Raw genomic sequence first — 17,060 nt, forward strand, 5'->3', positions numbered from 1 at the left:
CCTCGCGCGCCGGGCCGCTTCCCGCCCTATCCGGCGCGGCCGCTCCAGAAGCGGTCGATCTCGCCGCGGCGGCGCGTGAATTCGGCCTCGTTGGCGAAGGCGTTGCGATCCACCTGCGGCGCCTGTTCCAGCCGCTGCTCCGTCACGTCGAGCACAAGGCTCCGCATGCCCGGCGCGGCGCGCAGCTGCGACCAGGGCACGGCGACATAGTCGCGCCCGATGCCGAGGAAGCCGCCGCGGCCCAGGATCGCATAGGCGATCCGGCCGCTGCGCGGGTCCAGGATCACGTCCTGCACGGTGCCCAGGCGCTGGTCCTGTGGGTTGCGGACATCGGTGCCGGTGATGTCGTCCACCCGCATGCCGTGGCCCAGCTCCGTGACCGGCCGCGCCTGGGCCAGCTGGCTTTGGCGGTAGGTGCGGATCTCGCCCGGCTCGACACCGGCCTGGCGAAGCTGGGTGGCGTAGGCGCCGTAGATCCGGTGCGCCTCCTCCAGCACGGTGCGGCAGGCGGCGTCGCTGCCATTGGCGGGCAGCACATGCGCTGCGGCGTAGAGGGTGCGGAGCGACTGGACCGGGGCGGCGTTCCAGTCCACGCGGGCCAGGGGGTCGCGCGGGGCGGCTTGCGGCTGGCTGGCTGGGGCCTGCTGTCCGGCCGTGCCCGTGGTCGTGCCGCTGCGTCCGCCTGCGCCGTGGCCCATATTGGGCGCGGTGCCCGGCGGGATGGCGGTGCCGGGCGGCAAAGCGCCTGCCGGTGCCACTGCGGCGGCAATGCCCCGGCGGTAGCCGTCCAGCCAGAAACCTTCCTCGTCCATGGTGCGGCCGAAGCCGTTCAGCTCGGCCTGACAATTCGCCGCCCCCGCTTGTGGCTGGGCGGGTTGCTGGGGCTGCGCGGTCTGGGCTGGGGTGGTGCCCTGCGCCAGGGCCGGGCCCGCCGCCAGCAGCGACAGGGCCACGAGCGATGCGGGAATGCGCTGCGTCATGTTCGTTCCTCCTCGGAGGGGTCGGCCGCCCGTATCGGGTAGGCCAGGACAAGCCGCGCCGCGCGACAAATCGCATCAACAGGAATGGGATGAACAACCCTTCATCTTCGCCCAAGTTTCGACACAGTCCGGGCGGGACTGGATGAAGCTCGGCAGGAGGCCACGCATGGAAATCAGGGCCGGCTTCGAGATCGCGATGGACTGTCCCCAGCCCACGCCCATGATCCTCCTGTTGAGCCTGCACCCTTCGCGCCTGCCCGATCTGTTGGGGGAACAGCGCCTCCAATCGGACCCGCCCATCCCTTTCCGCGAGTTCCGCGACGCCTTCGGCAATGTCGCCCATCGCCTCGTGGCGCCGGCGGGGCGGATCATCCTCCGCTCGGAGGTTCATGTGTGGGATAGCGGCGCGCCTGATCCGGTCTGGCCCGATGCGGAGCAGCATCGGGTGGAGGATCTGCCGGACGACACGCTGCCCTTCCTGCACGGCAGTCGCTATTGCGACACGGACCGGTTGTCGGACTTGGCCTGGAGCCTGTTCGGCGGCACGCCGCCAGGATGGGGGCGGGTGCAGGCGATCTGCGACCACGTGCACCAGCGCATCGCCTTCAATTACAACCAGGCCGACCCGACCCGCTCGGCGGGGGAAGCGCAGGATCTGGGATGCGGCGTGTGCCGGGACTATGCCCACCTCGCCATCGCGCTGTGCCGCTGCATGAACATCCCGGCGCGCTACTGCACCGGCTATCTGGGCGATATCGGTGTGCCGCCCGCGCCCTATCCGATGGATTTCAGCGCCTGGTTCGAGGCCTATCTCGGCGGAGCCTGGTACAGCTTCGACGCGCGGCACAACCATCCGCGCATCGGCCGCATCCTGATGGCGCGCGGGCGCGACGCGGCCGACACGGCGATGGTGACGAGCTTCGGCATCCACACCCTCCTCCGCTTCCACGTCGAAACGGAGGAGGTGCGCTAAGCCCGCGTCAGCCCTTCTCGATGGAAAGGTCCGGCGCCTCGGGGTTCTTCATGCCGACGATGTGGTAGCCGCAATCCACGTGGTGGACCTCGCCCGACACTCCGGTGGAGAGCGGCGAGAGAAGGTAGAGGCCGGCGCCACCGACCTCTTCCAGACCCACGTTGCGCTGCATCGGCGCGTTGTACTGGTTCCACTTCAGGATGTAGCGGAAATCGCCAATGCCCGAGGCGGCGAGCGTCTTGATCGGCCCGGCGGAGATGGCGTTCACGCGGATGTTCCGCGGGCCGAGATCGGCGGCCATGTAGCGCACGCTGGCCTCCAGCGCGGCCTTGGCGACGCCCATCACGTTGTAGTGCGGCACCCATTTCTCCGCGCCCAGATAGGACAGGGTGAGAAGCGAGCCCCCCTCCCCCATCAGCGCGGCGGCGCGGCGGCCGGTGGCGGCGAAGGAATAGCAGGAGATGTCGAGCGCCTGCAGGAAGGCCTCGCGCGGCGTGTCGAGGAAGCGGCCGCGCAGGAACTGCTTGTCCGCGAAGCCGATGGCGTGGACGAGGAAGTCCAGCTTGCCCCAGCGCTTCTCCACCTCGCCGAAGGCGCGGTCCATGTCCTCGTCCGAGCCGACGTCGCAGGGCAGGACGAGGTCGCTGTTCACCGTCGCGGCCAGGGGGCGCACGCGCTTCTCCAGCGCCTCGCCCTGGTAGGTGAAGGCGAGTTCCGCGCCCTGCGCCGCACAGGCGCGGGCGATGGCCCAGGCGATGGAGCGATCATTCGCCACGCCCATGATGAGGCCGCGCCGCCCCTGCATGAGCGTTCCGGTCGGGATGGGAGATTCGGTCATCGCGGGTCCGTGAAGGGGCTGCGGGGTCGTTGCGGGAGCCCGGTGGTGGTGGCACATGCCCCCTGGCCGGGCAAGTCCCGGACCATTCCCAGGAAGGGCGCATGACCCAGGATCCCCACGCGATCTTCGCCGAATGGCTGTCGGAAGCGGACCGCAGCGAGCCGAACGACCCCAACGCCACCTGCCTCGCCACGGCATCGCCGGAAGGGCGGCCCTCGGCGCGCATGGTGCTGCTGAAGGGACAGGATGCGCGCGGCTTCGTGTTCTACACCAACCTCGAATCCCGCAAGGGGCGCGAGCTGCTGGCCAATCGCTTCGCGGCGCTGTGCTTCCACTGGAAGTCGCTGCGTCGTTCCGTGCGCGTCGAGGGGCCGGTCGAGATGGTTTCGGACGCGGAAGCGGACGCGTATTTCGCCTCGCGCCCGCGCGGGTCGCGCATCGGCGCCTGGGCATCGCGCCAGTCGCGCCCGCTGGAAGGGCGCTGGGCGCTGGAGAAGGCGGTGGCGGAATACACGGCGCGCTTCGGCCTGGGCGAGATCCCGCGCCCGGAGCACTGGTCGGGCTTCCGCTTGGTTCCCGATCGCATCGAATTCTGGCGCGACATGCCCTTCCGCCTGCATGAGCGCCGCGTCTTCACGCGCGAAGGCACGGGTGCGTGGGGGGAAGAGGCGCTATTCCCGTGAGCGGGCAGGAGGAAGCGGAGCGCTTCCTCCGCGGCCTCGCTGATTCCGTGCGGGAGACGCATGTCTCGCTGATCGCGCTGCGCGGCGGGGACGCCTTCAAGATGAAGAAGGCGGTGGATCTCGGCTTCCTCGACTTCACCCGCCTTGATGAGCGCGAGCGACTGCTGCGGCGCGAGATGACGCTGAACGCGCCGCACGCGCCGGGGATGTATCGCGGCGTGGAGCCGATCACGCGCGGGGCCGACGGCGCGCTGCGCCTGGGTGGCGATGGGGCGCCGGTGGAATGGGTGCTGCGCATGGCGCGGCTGCCGCCCGAATCCTTCCTGGATTGCGCGCCCATGCCCGACGCCGCCGCCCTGGCCGATGCGGTGTGGGCGCTGCACAAGGCGGCGCCGCCGCTTCCGGGCGATGGCGCGCTCGATGGCGTCATCGCGCAGAACCGGCAGGCGGCGCTGGAGGCCGGGCTGCCGCCCGGACGTGTGGAGGCTTGGCACGCAGCGGCGCAGGCGCTGCATGGGCGCCTTTCCCCCTTCCTCGCGCAACGCGCCGCGGAGGGGCGGGTGCGGCGCTGCCATGGCGACCTGCATCTGGGAAATCTCTGCCTGATCGAGGGCCGCCCCTGCCCCTTCGACGCGCTGGAATTCGACGAGGCGCTGGCGACGATCGATGTCGGCTACGACCTCGCCTTCCTCTTGATGGACCTGGAGATGCGGCATGGGCGGGCGGCGGCGAATGCCGTGCTGAACCGCTACGTGGCGCGCGGCGACGATGCCGGGCTCGTCGCCGCCCTGCCCCTGTGGCTGTCGCTGCGGGCGATGATTCGCGCACATGTCGAGCGGCGTCGCGGCGGGGACTGGGCGGCACTGCTCGATTTCGCCGAGGCGGCGCTGCGGCCCGCCCCCGGCCGGCTGGTGGCGGTGGGCGGGCTGCCGGGGACGGGAAAATCTACCCTGGCGCGGCGCCTTGCCCCGCTGCTCGGCCCCGCGCCGGGGGCGCTGGTGCTGCGCTCGGACGAGATCCGCAAGCGGATGCACGGCGTCCTGCCGGAGGAAAAACTGCCTGCCAGGGCCTACACTGCGGAGGCCAGCGCGGCGGTCTTCGCGGAGATGCGCCGCATGGCGCGCGCGGCCCTGGCGGGCGGGCATGCGGTGGTGGCCGATGCGGTGTTCCTGCGCGCGGAAGAGCGTGACGCGATCGCGGCCTGCGGCGTTTCATTCACGGGCTTCTGGCTGGACGCGCCGCTCGACGTGTTGCGGGCGCGGGTCGAGGCGAGGCGTGGCGATGCCTCGGACGCCACGGTGGCCGTGCTGGAGGATGCGGCGTCGCGCGACCCTGGCCCGATGCGCTGGACGGTTCTGCCGGCGGAGGCCGACCCGCTGCCAGCCGCGTTCATGACGCTGGACCTTCCCAGCGGCGGCCCGGCATAAACGACGGACGAACCGAACGAATCCGCTGGGGGACCGAGCCATGGCCTATCGCCGCCTGCTGCTGCCGCTGACCGGCACCGCCGCCGGAGAAGCGGCGCTGGCCACCGCTTTGATGGTGGCGCGCATCTGGAATGCGCATGTGCATTGCCTGCATGTGCGCGTGGATGCCCGCGATGTCGCACCGCTGGCCGGCGAAGGCCTGTCCGGCGCGATGATCGAGGAGATGATGGCCGCCACGGAGCGCGAGAGCGGCGACCGCGCCAGCCGCGTGCGCTCCCTGTTCGAGCGCTTCGCCGCCACGTCGGGCGACGTCTCGATCGCCAATTCCGCCGAGACGGCGCTGAAATCCGCCGGCCCGACCTTGTCCTTCGAATCCATCGCGGGGCGCGAAGAGGATATCGTGGCGCAGCAATCGCGCCTCTACGACATGGCGGTGGTGCCGCACCCGGAGGCGGATGAGGACGTGTCCTCCTCCGACGCGCTGCACGCCGTGCTGTTCGACTCCGGCCGCCCGGTGCTGATTGCCCCGCGCGAGGCGCCGGCCACCATCGGCAAGCGCGTGTGCTGCGCCTGGAATGGCAGCGCCGAGAGCGCCACGGCCCTCGCCGCCGCCCTGCCCTGGCTGCACCATGCCGATGCGCGGCGCGTCCTCCATGCCGACGAGTACCAGCGGCGCGGACCGAAGGTGGAAGGCGTGCTCGCCTATCTCCACTGGCACGAGATCCAGGCCGAGGCGGTGCAGTTCAAGCCGCTGACCAAGGATGTCGGGGCCGGGCTGCTCGGCGCGGCGCGCGACTTCAATGCCGACCTGTTGTGCATGGGCGCCTACAGCCATTCCCGGCTGCGTCAGCTGATTCTCGGCGGGGTGACGCGGCATGTGCTGGAGAATGCGGACATGCCCGTGCTGATGTGCCGATGAGGCGCGACGCAGCCTAGGGAGGGTTGTCGCACGCCTGAGAAAAGGAGCCGTTGCCATGTCCCATACCGACATCTCCGGCCTGGTGCGCGACTTCCTGCTCTGGCTCGACAAGGAGCCGCGCAGCTACGCGGCGGCGATCGAGGCCTGGCGCACCTCCTGCCCCCGCCTCACGGTGTGGGAGGATGCGATGGAGCAGGGCCTGGCCACCTGCCACCGCGACGCCGAAGGCACGCTGCGCGTCGCGGTGACCCAGGAGGGGCGACGCCTCCTTCATCAGCGCCGGTGATGAGCACCATCGGGCAGCCGCCATGGCTGCGGGCGCTTCATTTGCCATATGGATGGGCCAAGGGCAGCCACATTCCGGCGCCCGGGAACCACCACCATGATCGACATCCGACCCTTCAAGAGCCTGGGCGGCGCTGATTTCGGCTGGCTCAAGGCCAAGCATCATTTCTCCTTCGGTCACTACATGGATCCCTCGCGCATGGGATGGGGGAAGCTGCGCGTCTGGAACGACGACGAGATCGCGCCCGGCACCGGCTTCGACCCGCACCCGCATCGCGACATGGAGATCATCACCTATGTCCGCGAAGGGGCGATCACCCATCGCGACTCCCTGGGCCATGAGGGGCGCACCGAGGCGGGCGACGTGCAGATCATGTCGGCCGGCACCGGGGTGGTGCACAGCGAGTACAACCGCGAGGAGGAGGCGACGCGCATCTTCCAGATCTGGATCATCCCGGATGTGGCGGGCGCGAAGCCGAACTGGGGCGCCAAGTCCTTCCCCAAGGCGGGGCGCGACGCGCGGTTCGAGGTGCTGGCTGGGGGCCGTCCCGGCGATGCCGAGGCGGGCGCGCTGCCCATCAACGCCGATGCCGCGGTGATGGCCGCGACGCTGGCGGAGGGGCAGGAGCTGCGCTTCCGCCTGCCCGAAGGCCGCGCCGCCTACGTCGTGCCCGCCAAGGGCAGCGTCACGGTGAACGGCACGGTGCTGAACCGGCGCGACGGCGCCGCCATCCGCGACGAGGACGAGGTGGTCCTGGTGGCGGAGGAGGAGGCCGAGTTGGTGCTAGTCGAGGTCGCGGCCTGAAGCCTGGGCGCGGGATCAGGCGATCTCGCGCACCAGCTTGATCCGCAGCGCGCGGGCGAGGTCACGGCGATCTTCGGCCGACAGGACGAAGGCGCCGGGGCCGCCGATCACCTCGTCGCGGTAATGCTCGGCGAGGGGCTGACCGCCCCACGTCACCTGGCCCTCGGCCGCGATGGCGAGGGCGTTCACCGTGATCCCCTCCTCCACCAGCCGGTCGCGCGCCTCGGCGGCCGGGACGAGGGAGCGGATGTCGGGGCCGTCGCCCGACAGGTCCACGATGCGCGACGCCGCCGCGAAGGGCGCTGCGTGCAGCAGGTCGCGCGCGGCGAGCAGCGCGTCGCCGATGGCGTTCCAGCTTTGGCGCGAGCGCGGCGCGGCCAGCACCGCGTCGGCAAGGCGGCGGGCGGAGGCGGCATCCGTCACGCGGTGCCAGGGCACCACCGTCTCGGCCCCGCCGGGCGCGCCCCATTCCAGCATGGCGACGCCGATGCCGCGCGGCTTGCTTTCGATGACGGAGATCACCGCCGCGCTGGTCAGCGCCTCGGCATAGCCTTCGCGCTGCCAGAGGAACTCCTCCGGCGAGATGGAGCCGGAGGCATCCACCGCGAGGACCAGCAGCAGATCCACCGCCTCCCCTGCGGCGAGGAGAAGGGGGGCGGCGAGCAGGGGGCGGCGGCGCATGGCGTGGAGCCTAGCGCCGCCTCGTGCCCCCCGCCTTACTTCTTCGCCTGGGCCCGAAGGTCGGCGATGGTGGCGCGGTTGGTCACCTGCTCGGGGTTCATGCGGACCTCGATGATCGCCGGCTTGCCGCTGGCGGCAGCGCGCTTGTAGGCGGGGACGAGTTCCTCCGTCGTCTCCACCACCTCGCCATGGCCGCCGAAGGCCTCGATGAACTTGGCGAAGTCCGGGTTGGTCAGCTCCGTGCCGGAGACGCGGCCGGGATAGGTGCGCTCCTGATACATGCGGATCGTGCCGTACATGCCGTTGTTGAAGACCATGATGATGGGCGCGACCTTGTGGTGGAAGGCGGTCGCGATCTCCTGCCCCGTCATCATGAAGCCGCCATCGCCGGCGAAGCCGATCACCTGCCGGTTCGGATAGGCGACGGCCGCGCCGATCGCTGCCGGCACGCCATAGCCCATGGCGCCGTTGGTCGGGCCGAGGAATTCCTGCTTCGGCTTCAGGTGCATGAAGCGCGTCGGCCAGGTGGCGAAGTTGCCCGCATCCGTGGTGAAGATCGTGTCGTCGGGCAGCACCGCCTCCAGCGCCTGCAGGGCGCGGGCGAGGTTCAGCGGGCCTTGGTATTCGGGGGCGACGGCCTGGGCCTCGCGCGCCGCGCGGACGGACTGGCGCCACTCGGACCAGCCGCCCTGCACGCGCTCGTCGCGGATGGCGCGGGCGAAGCGGTTCACGTCGGCGGTGATGCCCAGCGCGACGCGGTAGACGCGGCCGATCTCCGCCTGGTCGGGATAGACCTGCACGATGGGCGTGCGCCCGGCCATGTCGAGCAGCGTGTAGCCCTGGCTCACCGGCTCGCCCATGCGGGTGCCGAAAGCGAGGAGGAGGTCGGCCTCCTTGGCCTTCTGCACGAGGCCGGCATCGGCGCCCACGCCGAGATCGCCGGCGAAGAGCGGCGAGGTGCCGTCGAACAGGCCCTGGCGGCGGAAGGACACGGCGGTGGGGATGTCGTTGGCCTGGAGGAAGGCGGCGATGTCGGCGCGGCCCTCCTCGCTCCACATCGCACCGCCGCCGAGGATGGCCAGCGGACGCTTCGCCTTCTTCAGCATCTCCATCATCGTGGGGATGGATTCCGGCGCCGGGTGCGGCGGCAGGACGCGCGCGATGCCCAGATCGGGCACGGAGACGGCGTGCTTCTGCATCTCCTCCGAGATGGCGACGACGACGGGGCCGGGACGGCCGCTCACCGCCACGTCGAAGGCATGGGCCATAATCTCCGGGATGCGCTTCGCGTCGTCGATCTGCGTGACCCACTTCGCCAGCGGCGAGAACATCCGGCGGTAATCCACCTCCTGGAAGGTCTCGCGATCCGTTTCCTCGACGGGGATCTGGCCGACCAGCAGCACGAGCGGCGTGGAATCCTGCATGGCGACATGGACGCCGATGCTGGCGTGGCAAGCGCCGGGGCCGCGCGTGACGACGGCGACGCCGGGCTTGCCGGTCATCTTGCCCACGGCTTCGGCCATATGGACGGCGCCCGCCTCGAAGCGGCAGGTGATGAGCTGGATCTCGTTGCGGCGGGCGTAGAGCCCGTCCAGTAGGTCCAGGTAGGACTCGCCCGGCACGGCGAAGACATGGCTCGCGCCCTGGGCCACCAGCGCATCGGCCAGCAGCTGCCCGCCCGTCCGCTTCACCATTCCCGCACCATCCGGCATCGCCGCTCCCTCCGATCGCTTGGCGGGGGGACGTTAGAACGGCGGGCGCGGGATGTCGCCCCCTGGGGGCCGGACCCGTTTCACCGCCTGCGATGCGGCGCTCGGCTTGAGAATGCTCTAGCGCAGCACCTCGAAGAACCCCGTCTCCTCGTCTAGCTGGCGCTGCGGCGTGCCGCGCAGGTCGTAGCGGGAAACGAGCCCGACCACCTCGCCGTTGCGCACGACGGGCAGGTGGCGGAAGCCGCCATCGTTCATCAGGCGCAGCGCGTCGATGGCGGTGGCCTCGGGCGGCAGGCAGCACGGGTCGGCCGTCATCACCTGACGGATCAGCGTCCGCTGCGGGTCGAGGCCCCGCGCGAGGCAGGCGACGGCGTCACGGCCGGTGAAGATGCCCGCCAGCTTGCCCTTCTCCACCACCAGCACGGCGCCCGCATGGCGCTCGTGCAGCTCCGTGCAGGCCTTTTTCACCGTCGTGCTGGCGGGAAGGACGAGGGGACTGCCATGGTGGACCACTTCCGCCATGGTGCAATGCTCGATCATGGATGCGCCTCCTCTGAGTATTGGGAGAGAAGATAGCCCACATGATGTCGCGGCGGCTTGCGCCGCCGCAAGCACAAGACTCATTCCGGCTGGAAGTTCGCCACCCGCAGCAACTCCTGCGACCGCTCGAAGTCGCGGCGGATGAAGGCGGCGAAGTCGGGCCCCGCCTCGCCAGCCTGCTCGATGCCGAGGCCGCCGATGCGCGCCACCACGTCCGGCTCGCGCATCGCGGGCTGGAGGATCTCGGCGATGCGCGCACTGATCTCCGTGGGCAGGCCGCGCGGGCCCCAGAGCGCCCACCAGGACTGGATGTCGAGGTTGGGCATGCCGCCTTCCGCAGCGGTGGGCACGGTCGGCGCGGCCTGCGACCGTTCCGCCGCCGTGATGGCCAGCGCCTTGGCGCGGCCGTCCCGCGCCGGGGGCCAGGTGGCGAGGATCGGCTCGAAGACCAGCTGGGCATTGCCGGCGACCACGTCGGTGATGGCGGGGGCCGTGCCGCGATACGGAACCTGGGTGAGCTCCACCCCCGCTTGGCGGATGAACTCGATGGTGGCGAGGTGGCCGGCGGCGCCGAGCGAGGAGACGGCGAAGTTCCACTCGCGCGGATTTGCGCGAACGGCGGCCAGCAATTCCTGGAGGCTTGTGGGCTGGCGGTTCGCCGTCATCAGCAGCAGCAGCGGCCCGCGCCCGGTGCGGATGATGGGCGTCAGATCCGTCATCGGGTCATAGCCGGGGTTGCGCATGACGAGGCGCCCCAGCATCTGGATGGAGGCGGAGGCGCAGAGCGTGTAGCCATCCGGCGCGGCCTGGGCGACGGCCTGCCCGCCGACCGCGCCGTTGGCGCCGGCGCGGTTCTCCACCACGAAGGGCTGGCCCAGCCTTTCCTGCAGCTTCTGGGCGGCCGTGCGGGACATGGCGTCGGTGGAGCCGCCGGGCGGAAAGGGCACGATCACCCGCACCGGGCGGTTCGGCCAGGGCGACTGGGCCAGGGCGGGCGCCGCCAGGGCGAGGCCGGGCAAGGCGAGGAGGGCGCGTCGTTGCATCATCATGACTCCCGTTTCACGCGAGTAAAGGATGCGTTGCGCCGCACCGCAACATGTCTTTGCCCCTGATGGAGGACGTTGACTTGGCATTGGCGCTGGCGGTGGATGTTTCGGCCAGCGTGGATTTCGACGAGTTCGGCCTGATGGTCGGCGGACTGGCTTCCGCCTTTCGCGACGAGGGGGTGCGGGCGGCCGCCACGGCTGGGCCGCGCGGCGCCGTGGCCGTCGCGGTGCTGTTCTGGTCCGAGGCGCAGGACGTGGCTGTGCCCTGGATGCGGATCTCCGGCCCGGAGGAGGCGGATGCGCTGGCCCGCGCGCTGGAGGCGGCGCCGCGCCAGCCCCGCGCCGCCGCCACCGCCATCGGCGAGGCGCTGGTCGCTGCCCTGGCCCTGCTGGCGCGCTGCCCGGCCCAGGCCCCGCGCCTGGTGGTGGACGTGTCGGGCGACGGGAGCTCCAACCGGGGACGGGCGCCGGGGCCGGTGCGCGACCTCGGGGTGGCGGCGGGGGCGGTCATCAATGGCCTTGCCGTGGTGAATGAGGAGGCGGATCTGCTGGCGCATTACGAGCGGGATGTGATCGGTGGGACCGGCTCCTTCGCGATGGAATGCGCTTCCTACGACGATTTCGCCGAGGCCATCCGGCGCAAGCTGCTGCGGGAGATGCGCGGGGCGCCGCTGACTGCGTAAGGGGCGGGAGGTTGCTTCTGCTTAGCGAAACGGCTGAACGGACGACCGGAGCGAGGGGCAGTCTCCACGCCACATGAGGGAGCCACGTACGCGTGCCAACGAAGGTGGAGAAAGTTCAGCTTGCCTTGTTAGGAAGCGCGGATATGGAACTTAATGTTCAGCAGCTCCTCTCGTCGCTGACGTTGGCTGAGCCGCCCCTTCTTCTCCCGCGGAGCAGCGAATGACCATCCTTGTCATTTCGAACTGGCATGAGCGCCCAGATCTGCTTCTGCAGCAGGTCGAGAACTACAACATCGCCTTTGACGGCGACCTAATTCATTACGTCAACATCAGTGCTAATTTCGCGGAATCTTTCGAGAGAAGCCGCGTCAGGGCTGGGATTGATTTCGCGAAGATTGGAAATCTGCACTTCCTGGACCCTGCTGTTCCAACCAAATGGGGCAAGGTAGCACACGCCTATTTCCAGGCCGTCCTAAAGGCGCTGGCGGATGGACGCCGCTTTGACTACGTTTATTTCCACACCCCTGCAGATCTCATCATCAAGCGCGGCGTTGCCCACCACATTCGAAATTATGATTTCGGCCTCGGCAAGTCATGGAGAATGCAGGCCACGTTCGAGACCCGGGACGGCCAAGAATTTATCGACACCGAAACGACGCCAGCGTTCCGCGATGCCATTCGTGCGGATCCGACGTTGGCGCCGATGCTGCGTACTCTGGGCATGGATAGCTTATACAAGTCTAGATCGGAGGGGTGTTTCTTCCGCACCGATCTCTTCTTCGAAATTATGTACCCGTTGCTGGCACACAAGAGCCTTGTGGACATGCGCGACATGGAGATGGTCTACCCCATCGAGGAGTATCTCATCGCTGTCTGTGTCGAGTTCTTTTGCAAGGAGCGCAAGCTTCGCAGAGCAAGGCATGTGGTGCTAACGTCGAAGACTCAAAACCAGATTGCCACAGAGGCGGAGATGCAAGACGTTCTTGCCGACCCGCAACTCTTCGGCATCAAGCGCTTCGCCCCCGCGCTCGACGACCCGCTCCGGGCCCATGCGCGCCAGTTGCTGACGGGGTCGGTGGCGGCCTGAGCGGAGGCGGCGGCTGGTTCGGGCGCCGGCCCGGGTCGCGTCGGCGGAATTGACAGCTTGCCGCCGCCACCGCTGCAAGGCGCCGTTAAGCCCTTCTCCGAAAAGGTTTCTCTGTCGCGGCAAGAAATTTGCATGGGAATGTTATCGCGCGGAGGGAGCCGCGCGGCCGAACGGAGGTCCCGTGCCATGCGCCCTGCCCTGCCCCTCTCCGCCCTCCTGCTTTCGCTGGTCTTCGCGCCCCTGTTGGGCGGTGCCGCGCAGGCCGCGCTCAGCTTCACCGCGAACCTGACCACCTCGCAGGAAACGCAGCCGGTCACGCTGACCGACGCTACTGGCGCGCCGCGCCCCCTTCCCTTCGGCACCGCGACCTTCACGCTGAACGATGCGCAGACGGCGCTGACCATGACGGCGACGATCTTCAACATCGACGTCACCGGGTCCCAGACGCCCGACCTCAATGACAATCTGGGGGCCGCGCATATCCACCGGGCCCCGCTGGGCAGCGCTGGCCCCATCGTCTGGGGGTTCTTCGGCACGCCGGACAACGACACCGACCCCAAGAACCTCGTGATCACGCCCTTCGCCTCGGGCGTCGGGGGCACCTTCACCTCCATCTGGAATCAGCCCGAAGGTCAGCCTGGGACAAACCTGACGCTGGAACTGCCGAACCTGCTGGCCGGGCTGACCTATCTGAACTTCCACACGGTGCAGAATCCGCGCGGCGAGATCCGGGGGCAGATCATCCCGGTGCCGGAGCCGGCCAGCCTGGCCCTGCTGGGCATCGCCCTCTTGGGGCTTGGCTTCGCCCATCGGCTGTTGCGGCGCTAACGCGCTCCGTCAGCCCGGCGGCGGGCGGAGTTCCTTCACCTCGACCGGCGGGATCTGCGGGCCGACGCGCGGCGGGGTGGCGCCGCGCTCGAAGGCGACCATGCTGTCGTAGAAATGCATGGACAGGGTGGTATGGGTGAATTCCGTGGGCGGCAGCGCGCCCTTGGTCCAGACCGCGTTCAGCTCGTCCACCAGATGCTTGCACGTCTCGAGGAAGGAGGCGGGGTTGCGGAGGCCGCCGCCATATTCGGGCCAATAGGCGGTATGCAGATCCTCCACCATGTAGACGCCGTCGCGCGCCATGCGCGGGTAGAGGAAGCCGAAGGAGGTGGCGATGTCGGACTGGCGGTGGGAGCCGTCATCCAGCACGACGTCGAAGGGGCCGAATTCCTCGTGCAGCCGGGCCAGGAAGGCGGTGTCCCCCTGGTCGCCAATGCGGATGGCGATGTTGTGCTCCGCATAGGCGGCGCAGCCCGGATGGATGTCCACGCCCACGATCTGCGCCAGCGGGCCGAGCCAGCGCTTCCAGAGCTGGAGCGAACCGCCATGGGCGCAGCCGATCTCCAGCATGCGGCAGGGGCGGTTCACGTAGCGGGCAAGATGCCGCTCATAGGCCGGGAAGTAGTGGGTCCATTTGTGGACGCTGCGCCCCTGGTTGGTGAGGAACTCGGTCCAGAGGCCACTCATTCCCTCAGGCCCGGCCGTGGCAGTGCTTGTACTTCTTGCCAGATCCACAGGGGCAGGGCGCGTTGCGCGGCGTGGCGGCCCAGGTGGCGGGGTCGTTCGGGTCCACGCCCGGGGTGACGCGCGGCTCGGCCAGGGTGGCGGCGCCATAGCCCATGGGGGGAACGTCCTCCATCGCCGCGGCGCCCATCAGCGGCTCCGGCTCGGCGTGGCGCATGTCGCTCACGCGCACCGGCTCCGGCTCGGGCAGCGGGGCGTTGGGCTGGAACTCCAGGCGCAGCAGCAGCGAGGTGGTGCGCTCGCGCAGCTCCTCCAGCATGGCGTTGAACAGGGAGAAGGCCTCGCGCTTGTATTCGTTCAGCGGGTCGCGCTGGCCATAGGCGCGTAGGCCGATGCCCTGGCGCAGATGGTCGAGCTGGAGCAGGTGCTCCTTCCACACCTGGTCGAAGATCTGCAGCAGGATGGATTTCTCCACCATCCGCATGAAGTCGGGGCCCAGATTGGCGGCCTTGGTGGCGGCCAGCTGGTCGGCGGCCGCGCTGATGCGCTCGCGGATCACCGTGTCGTCGATCCCCTCCTCCTTGCCCCAGGCCTCGATCGGCAGGTCGAGGCCGAGCATGTCGCGCACCTGGGTCTCCAGCCCCTGGAGATCCCACTGCTCGGGATAGGCGTTCTCGGGGATGGCGCGGGAAACCATGCCGTCGATGGTCTCGTGGCGCATCTCCTCGACGGTCTCGGAGAGGTCGTTCGACTCCATGAACAGGCGGCGCTGCGAATAGACCTCGCGCCGCTGGTCGTTCATCACGTCGTCGTATTTCAGCAGGTTCTTGCGCGTATCGAAGTTGCGCGCCTCGACCTTCTTCTGCGCCTTCTCCAGCGCCTTGTTGATCCAGGGGTGGATGATGGCCTCGCCTTCCTTGAGGCCGAGCTTCTGCAGCATCCCGCCCATGCGGTCGGAGCCGAAGATCCGCATCAGGTCGTCTTCGAGGCTCAGGAAGAAGCGGGAATTGCCGGGGTCGCCCTGGCGGCCGGAGCGGCCGCGCAGCTGGTTGTCGATGCGCCGGCTCTCGTGCCGCTCCGTGCCGATGACGAAGAGGCCGCCCGCCTCCTTCACCTTCTCCTGCGCCACCGCGACCTCCGCCTTGTGGCGGGCGAGCGCGGCCTCGTAGGCCTCGCCCTCCCCTTCGGGCACCTCGGAGCGGGCCAGCATCTCGGCATTGCCGCCGAGTTTGATGTCGGTGCCGCGGCCGGCCATGTTGGTGGCGATGGTGACGGCGCCGGGACGGCCGGCCTGGGCGACGATGGTCGCCTCCTGCTCATGATAGCGAGCGTTCAGCACCGAATGCGGGATGCCGCGCTTCTTCAGAAGGTTGGAGATCAGCTCCGACTTCTCGATGGAGGTGGTGCCGACAAGGCAGGGCTGGCCACGCTCGCGGCACTCACCCACCAGCTTGATCACCGCCTCGTACTTCTCCAGGGCGGTGCGATAGACCTCGTCATCCTCGTCCACGCGGGCGACGGGGACGTTGGTCGGGATCTCCACCACTTCCAGCTTGTAGATCTCGGCGAACTCATCCGCCTCGGTGGCGGCCGTGCCGGTCATGCCGGCCAGCTTGGGGTAGAGGCGGAAATAGTTCTGGAAGGTGATGGAGGCCAGCGTCTGGTTCTCGGGCTGGACGGTGACGCCCTCCTTCGCCTCCAGCGCCTGGTGCAGCCCGTCGGAGTAGCGCCGGCCTTCCATCATGCGGCCGGTGAACTCGTCGATGATGACGATCTTGTCGTCGCGCACGACGTATTCCACGTCGCGGCGGAACAGCACATGGGCGCGCAAGGACTGGTTGACGTGATGCACGACGGAGACGTTGTGCGCGTCGTAGAGGTTGCCCTCCTCCAGCACGCCCGCCTCGCCCAGCATGCGCTCGATGTCCTCGCCGCCCTGCTCGGTCATGGCGACGGTGCGCTGCTTCTCGTCCTTCTCGAAGCGCGTCTCGTCCTTCACGAACTCGGCCATCACCGCGTCCACGCGGCGGTAGAGGTCGGAAGTGTCGTCGGTGGGGCCGGAGATAATGAGCGGCGTGCGCGCCTCGTCCACCAGGATCGAGTCCACCTCGTCTACGATGGCGTAGTGGAAGGGGCGCTGGACCATCTCGTCCAGCCGGTACTTCATGTTGTCGCGCAGATAGTCGAAGCCGAACTCGTTGTTGGTGCCGTAGGTGATGTCGCAGCCATAGGCGGCGCGGCGCTCCTCATCCGTCAGGCCGTGCACGATGACGCCGGTGGAAAGGCCGAGGAAGCCGTAGACCCGGCCCATCCACTCGCTGTCGCGCTTCGCCAGGTAGTCGTTGACGGTGACGACGTGGACGCCCTTGCCCGGCAGGGCGTTGAGGTAGACGGGCAGCGTCGCCACCAGCGTCTTGCCCTCGCCGGTCTTCATCTCGGCGATCCGGCCCTCGTGCAGCACCATGCCGCCGATCATCTGCACGTCGAAATGGCGCAGCCCGATCACGCGGCGCGCCGCCTCGCGCACCGTGGCGAAGGCCTCCTCCAGCATGTCGTCCAGGGTCTCGCCCTGCGCGAGGCGCTCGCGGAACTCGGCGGTCTTGCCGCGCAGCGCCTCGTCGCTCAGCGCCTCCAGCTTCGGCTCCCAGGCGGCGATGGCGGGGACCCGCTTCTCGTGGCGCTTCAGTGCGCGGTCATTCGTGGAGCCGAAGATGGCACGGGCGAGGCGGGCAAACATGGGGGCGGGTATCTCTCCGGGCACGGCGCCGGATTGGGCGCGGGCCGTTTGCTGGAACAGGTAGGCTCTGGGGGGCCGGGGGTCAACGATGGGCCAAACCCCTGACTGGCGCTCCGGGTTGTGGGAGGCATGGCCCCCTGCCATTGTCCGCC

The 17,060-nt window shown here is 69.2% G+C and carries 17 protein-coding genes; 9 read left to right on the forward strand and 8 right to left on the reverse strand.

Annotation, left to right across the window (positions count from 1 at the left end; all coding sequences use genetic code 11):
* Nucleotides 1-26: 26 nt before the first annotated feature.
* Entirely contained in the window at nt 27-980 is a 954-nt protein-coding gene (locus JTJ31_RS05970) for a PRC-barrel domain-containing protein (RefSeq protein WP_207537694.1), read from the reverse strand.
* 166 nt (nt 981-1,146) lie between these two features.
* Here JTJ31_RS05970 and JTJ31_RS05975 point away from each other — a divergent pair, with 166 nt between their 5' ends.
* Nucleotides 1,147-1,953 (forward strand): transglutaminase-like domain-containing protein, encoded by an 807-nt coding sequence (locus tag JTJ31_RS05975; protein WP_207537695.1) that lies wholly within the window; start codon nt 1,147-1,149, stop codon nt 1,951-1,953.
* Between the two features lie 7 nt (nt 1,954-1,960).
* Here the strand turns inward: JTJ31_RS05975 and fabI are convergent, their stop codons facing one another.
* Nucleotides 1,961-2,791, reverse strand: coding sequence for an enoyl-ACP reductase FabI (fabI, locus tag JTJ31_RS05980; protein ID WP_207537696.1), 831 nt, complete (start codon nt 2,789-2,791; stop codon nt 1,961-1,963).
* Nucleotides 2,792-2,892: 101 nt separating this feature from the next.
* Between fabI and pdxH the strand changes: the two genes are divergently transcribed.
* The 5 genes from pdxH (at nt 2,893) to JTJ31_RS06005 (ending at nt 6,910) form a co-directional block, all read left to right on the forward strand.
* Nucleotides 2,893-3,474 (forward strand): pyridoxamine 5'-phosphate oxidase, encoded by a 582-nt coding sequence (gene pdxH / locus JTJ31_RS05985; RefSeq protein ID WP_207537697.1) that lies wholly within the window; start codon nt 2,893-2,895, stop codon nt 3,472-3,474.
* The gene (locus tag JTJ31_RS05990; protein ID WP_328805681.1) at nt 3,471-4,901 is read left to right on the forward strand and encodes a bifunctional aminoglycoside phosphotransferase/ATP-binding protein; all 1,431 of its coding nucleotides are present in this window, start codon (nt 3,471-3,473) and stop codon (nt 4,899-4,901) included. The genes pdxH and JTJ31_RS05990 overlap by 4 nt, the downstream gene beginning before the upstream one ends.
* A gap of 40 nt (nt 4,902-4,941) precedes the next feature.
* Entirely contained in the window at nt 4,942-5,820 is an 879-nt protein-coding gene (locus tag JTJ31_RS05995; RefSeq protein ID WP_207537698.1) for a universal stress protein, read from the forward strand.
* Nucleotides 5,821-5,875: 55 nt separating this feature from the next.
* A complete protein-coding gene (locus tag JTJ31_RS06000; protein WP_207537699.1) occupies nt 5,876-6,106 on the forward strand; it encodes a hypothetical protein in 231 nt (76 codons plus the stop codon).
* Between the two features lie 96 nt (nt 6,107-6,202).
* On the forward strand, nt 6,203-6,910 hold the full coding sequence (locus JTJ31_RS06005) for a pirin family protein (protein WP_207537700.1): 708 nt from the start codon (nt 6,203-6,205) through the stop codon (nt 6,908-6,910).
* 15 nt (nt 6,911-6,925) lie between these two features.
* On the opposite strand, the gene JTJ31_RS06010 is transcribed toward JTJ31_RS06005, so the two are convergent.
* From JTJ31_RS06010 to JTJ31_RS06025, 4 genes are all read right to left on the reverse strand, one after another.
* A complete protein-coding gene (locus JTJ31_RS06010) occupies nt 6,926-7,591 on the reverse strand; it encodes a DUF1194 domain-containing protein (RefSeq protein ID WP_207537701.1) in 666 nt (221 codons plus the stop codon).
* Nucleotides 7,592-7,626: 35 nt separating this feature from the next.
* A complete protein-coding gene (locus tag JTJ31_RS06015; protein WP_207537702.1) occupies nt 7,627-9,303 on the reverse strand; it encodes a thiamine pyrophosphate-dependent enzyme in 1,677 nt (558 codons plus the stop codon).
* Between the two features lie 117 nt (nt 9,304-9,420).
* Nucleotides 9,421-9,843: a CBS domain-containing protein gene (locus JTJ31_RS06020; protein ID WP_236019903.1), complete on the reverse strand. Its 423-nt coding sequence runs from the start codon at nt 9,841-9,843 to the stop codon at nt 9,421-9,423.
* 80 nt (nt 9,844-9,923) lie between these two features.
* On the reverse strand, nt 9,924-10,886 hold the full coding sequence (locus JTJ31_RS06025) for a Bug family tripartite tricarboxylate transporter substrate binding protein (RefSeq protein WP_207537703.1): 963 nt from the start codon (nt 10,884-10,886) through the stop codon (nt 9,924-9,926).
* 83 nt (nt 10,887-10,969) lie between these two features.
* On the opposite strand from JTJ31_RS06025, the gene JTJ31_RS06030 reads away from it, so the two are divergent.
* From JTJ31_RS06030 to JTJ31_RS06040, 3 genes are all read left to right on the forward strand, one after another.
* Entirely contained in the window at nt 10,970-11,572 is a 603-nt protein-coding gene (locus JTJ31_RS06030) for a DUF1194 domain-containing protein (protein WP_236019904.1), read from the forward strand.
* 220 nt (nt 11,573-11,792) lie between these two features.
* On the forward strand, nt 11,793-12,659 hold the full coding sequence (locus JTJ31_RS06035; protein WP_207537705.1) for a hypothetical protein: 867 nt from the start codon (nt 11,793-11,795) through the stop codon (nt 12,657-12,659).
* 186 nt (nt 12,660-12,845) lie between these two features.
* Entirely contained in the window at nt 12,846-13,487 is a 642-nt protein-coding gene (locus JTJ31_RS06040; protein WP_207537706.1) for a CHRD domain-containing protein, read from the forward strand.
* Nucleotides 13,488-13,496: 9 nt separating this feature from the next.
* On the opposite strand, the gene JTJ31_RS06045 is transcribed toward JTJ31_RS06040, so the two are convergent.
* Both JTJ31_RS06045 and secA read right to left on the reverse strand, forming a co-directional pair.
* Nucleotides 13,497-14,174 carry a class I SAM-dependent methyltransferase gene (locus JTJ31_RS06045; protein WP_207537707.1) on the reverse strand — a complete coding sequence of 226 codons (678 nt, stop codon included), beginning with the start codon at nt 14,172-14,174 and terminating at the stop codon, nt 13,497-13,499.
* Between the two features lie 4 nt (nt 14,175-14,178).
* Nucleotides 14,179-16,908 carry a preprotein translocase subunit SecA gene (secA, locus tag JTJ31_RS06050; RefSeq protein ID WP_207537708.1) on the reverse strand — a complete coding sequence of 910 codons (2,730 nt, stop codon included), beginning with the start codon at nt 16,906-16,908 and terminating at the stop codon, nt 14,179-14,181.
* Nucleotides 16,909-17,060: the final 152 nt, after the last annotated feature.

It is taken from the genome of Sabulicella rubraurantiaca (assembly GCF_017355885.1).
GTDB lineage: Bacteria > Pseudomonadota > Alphaproteobacteria > Acetobacterales > Acetobacteraceae > Roseococcus > Roseococcus rubraurantiacus.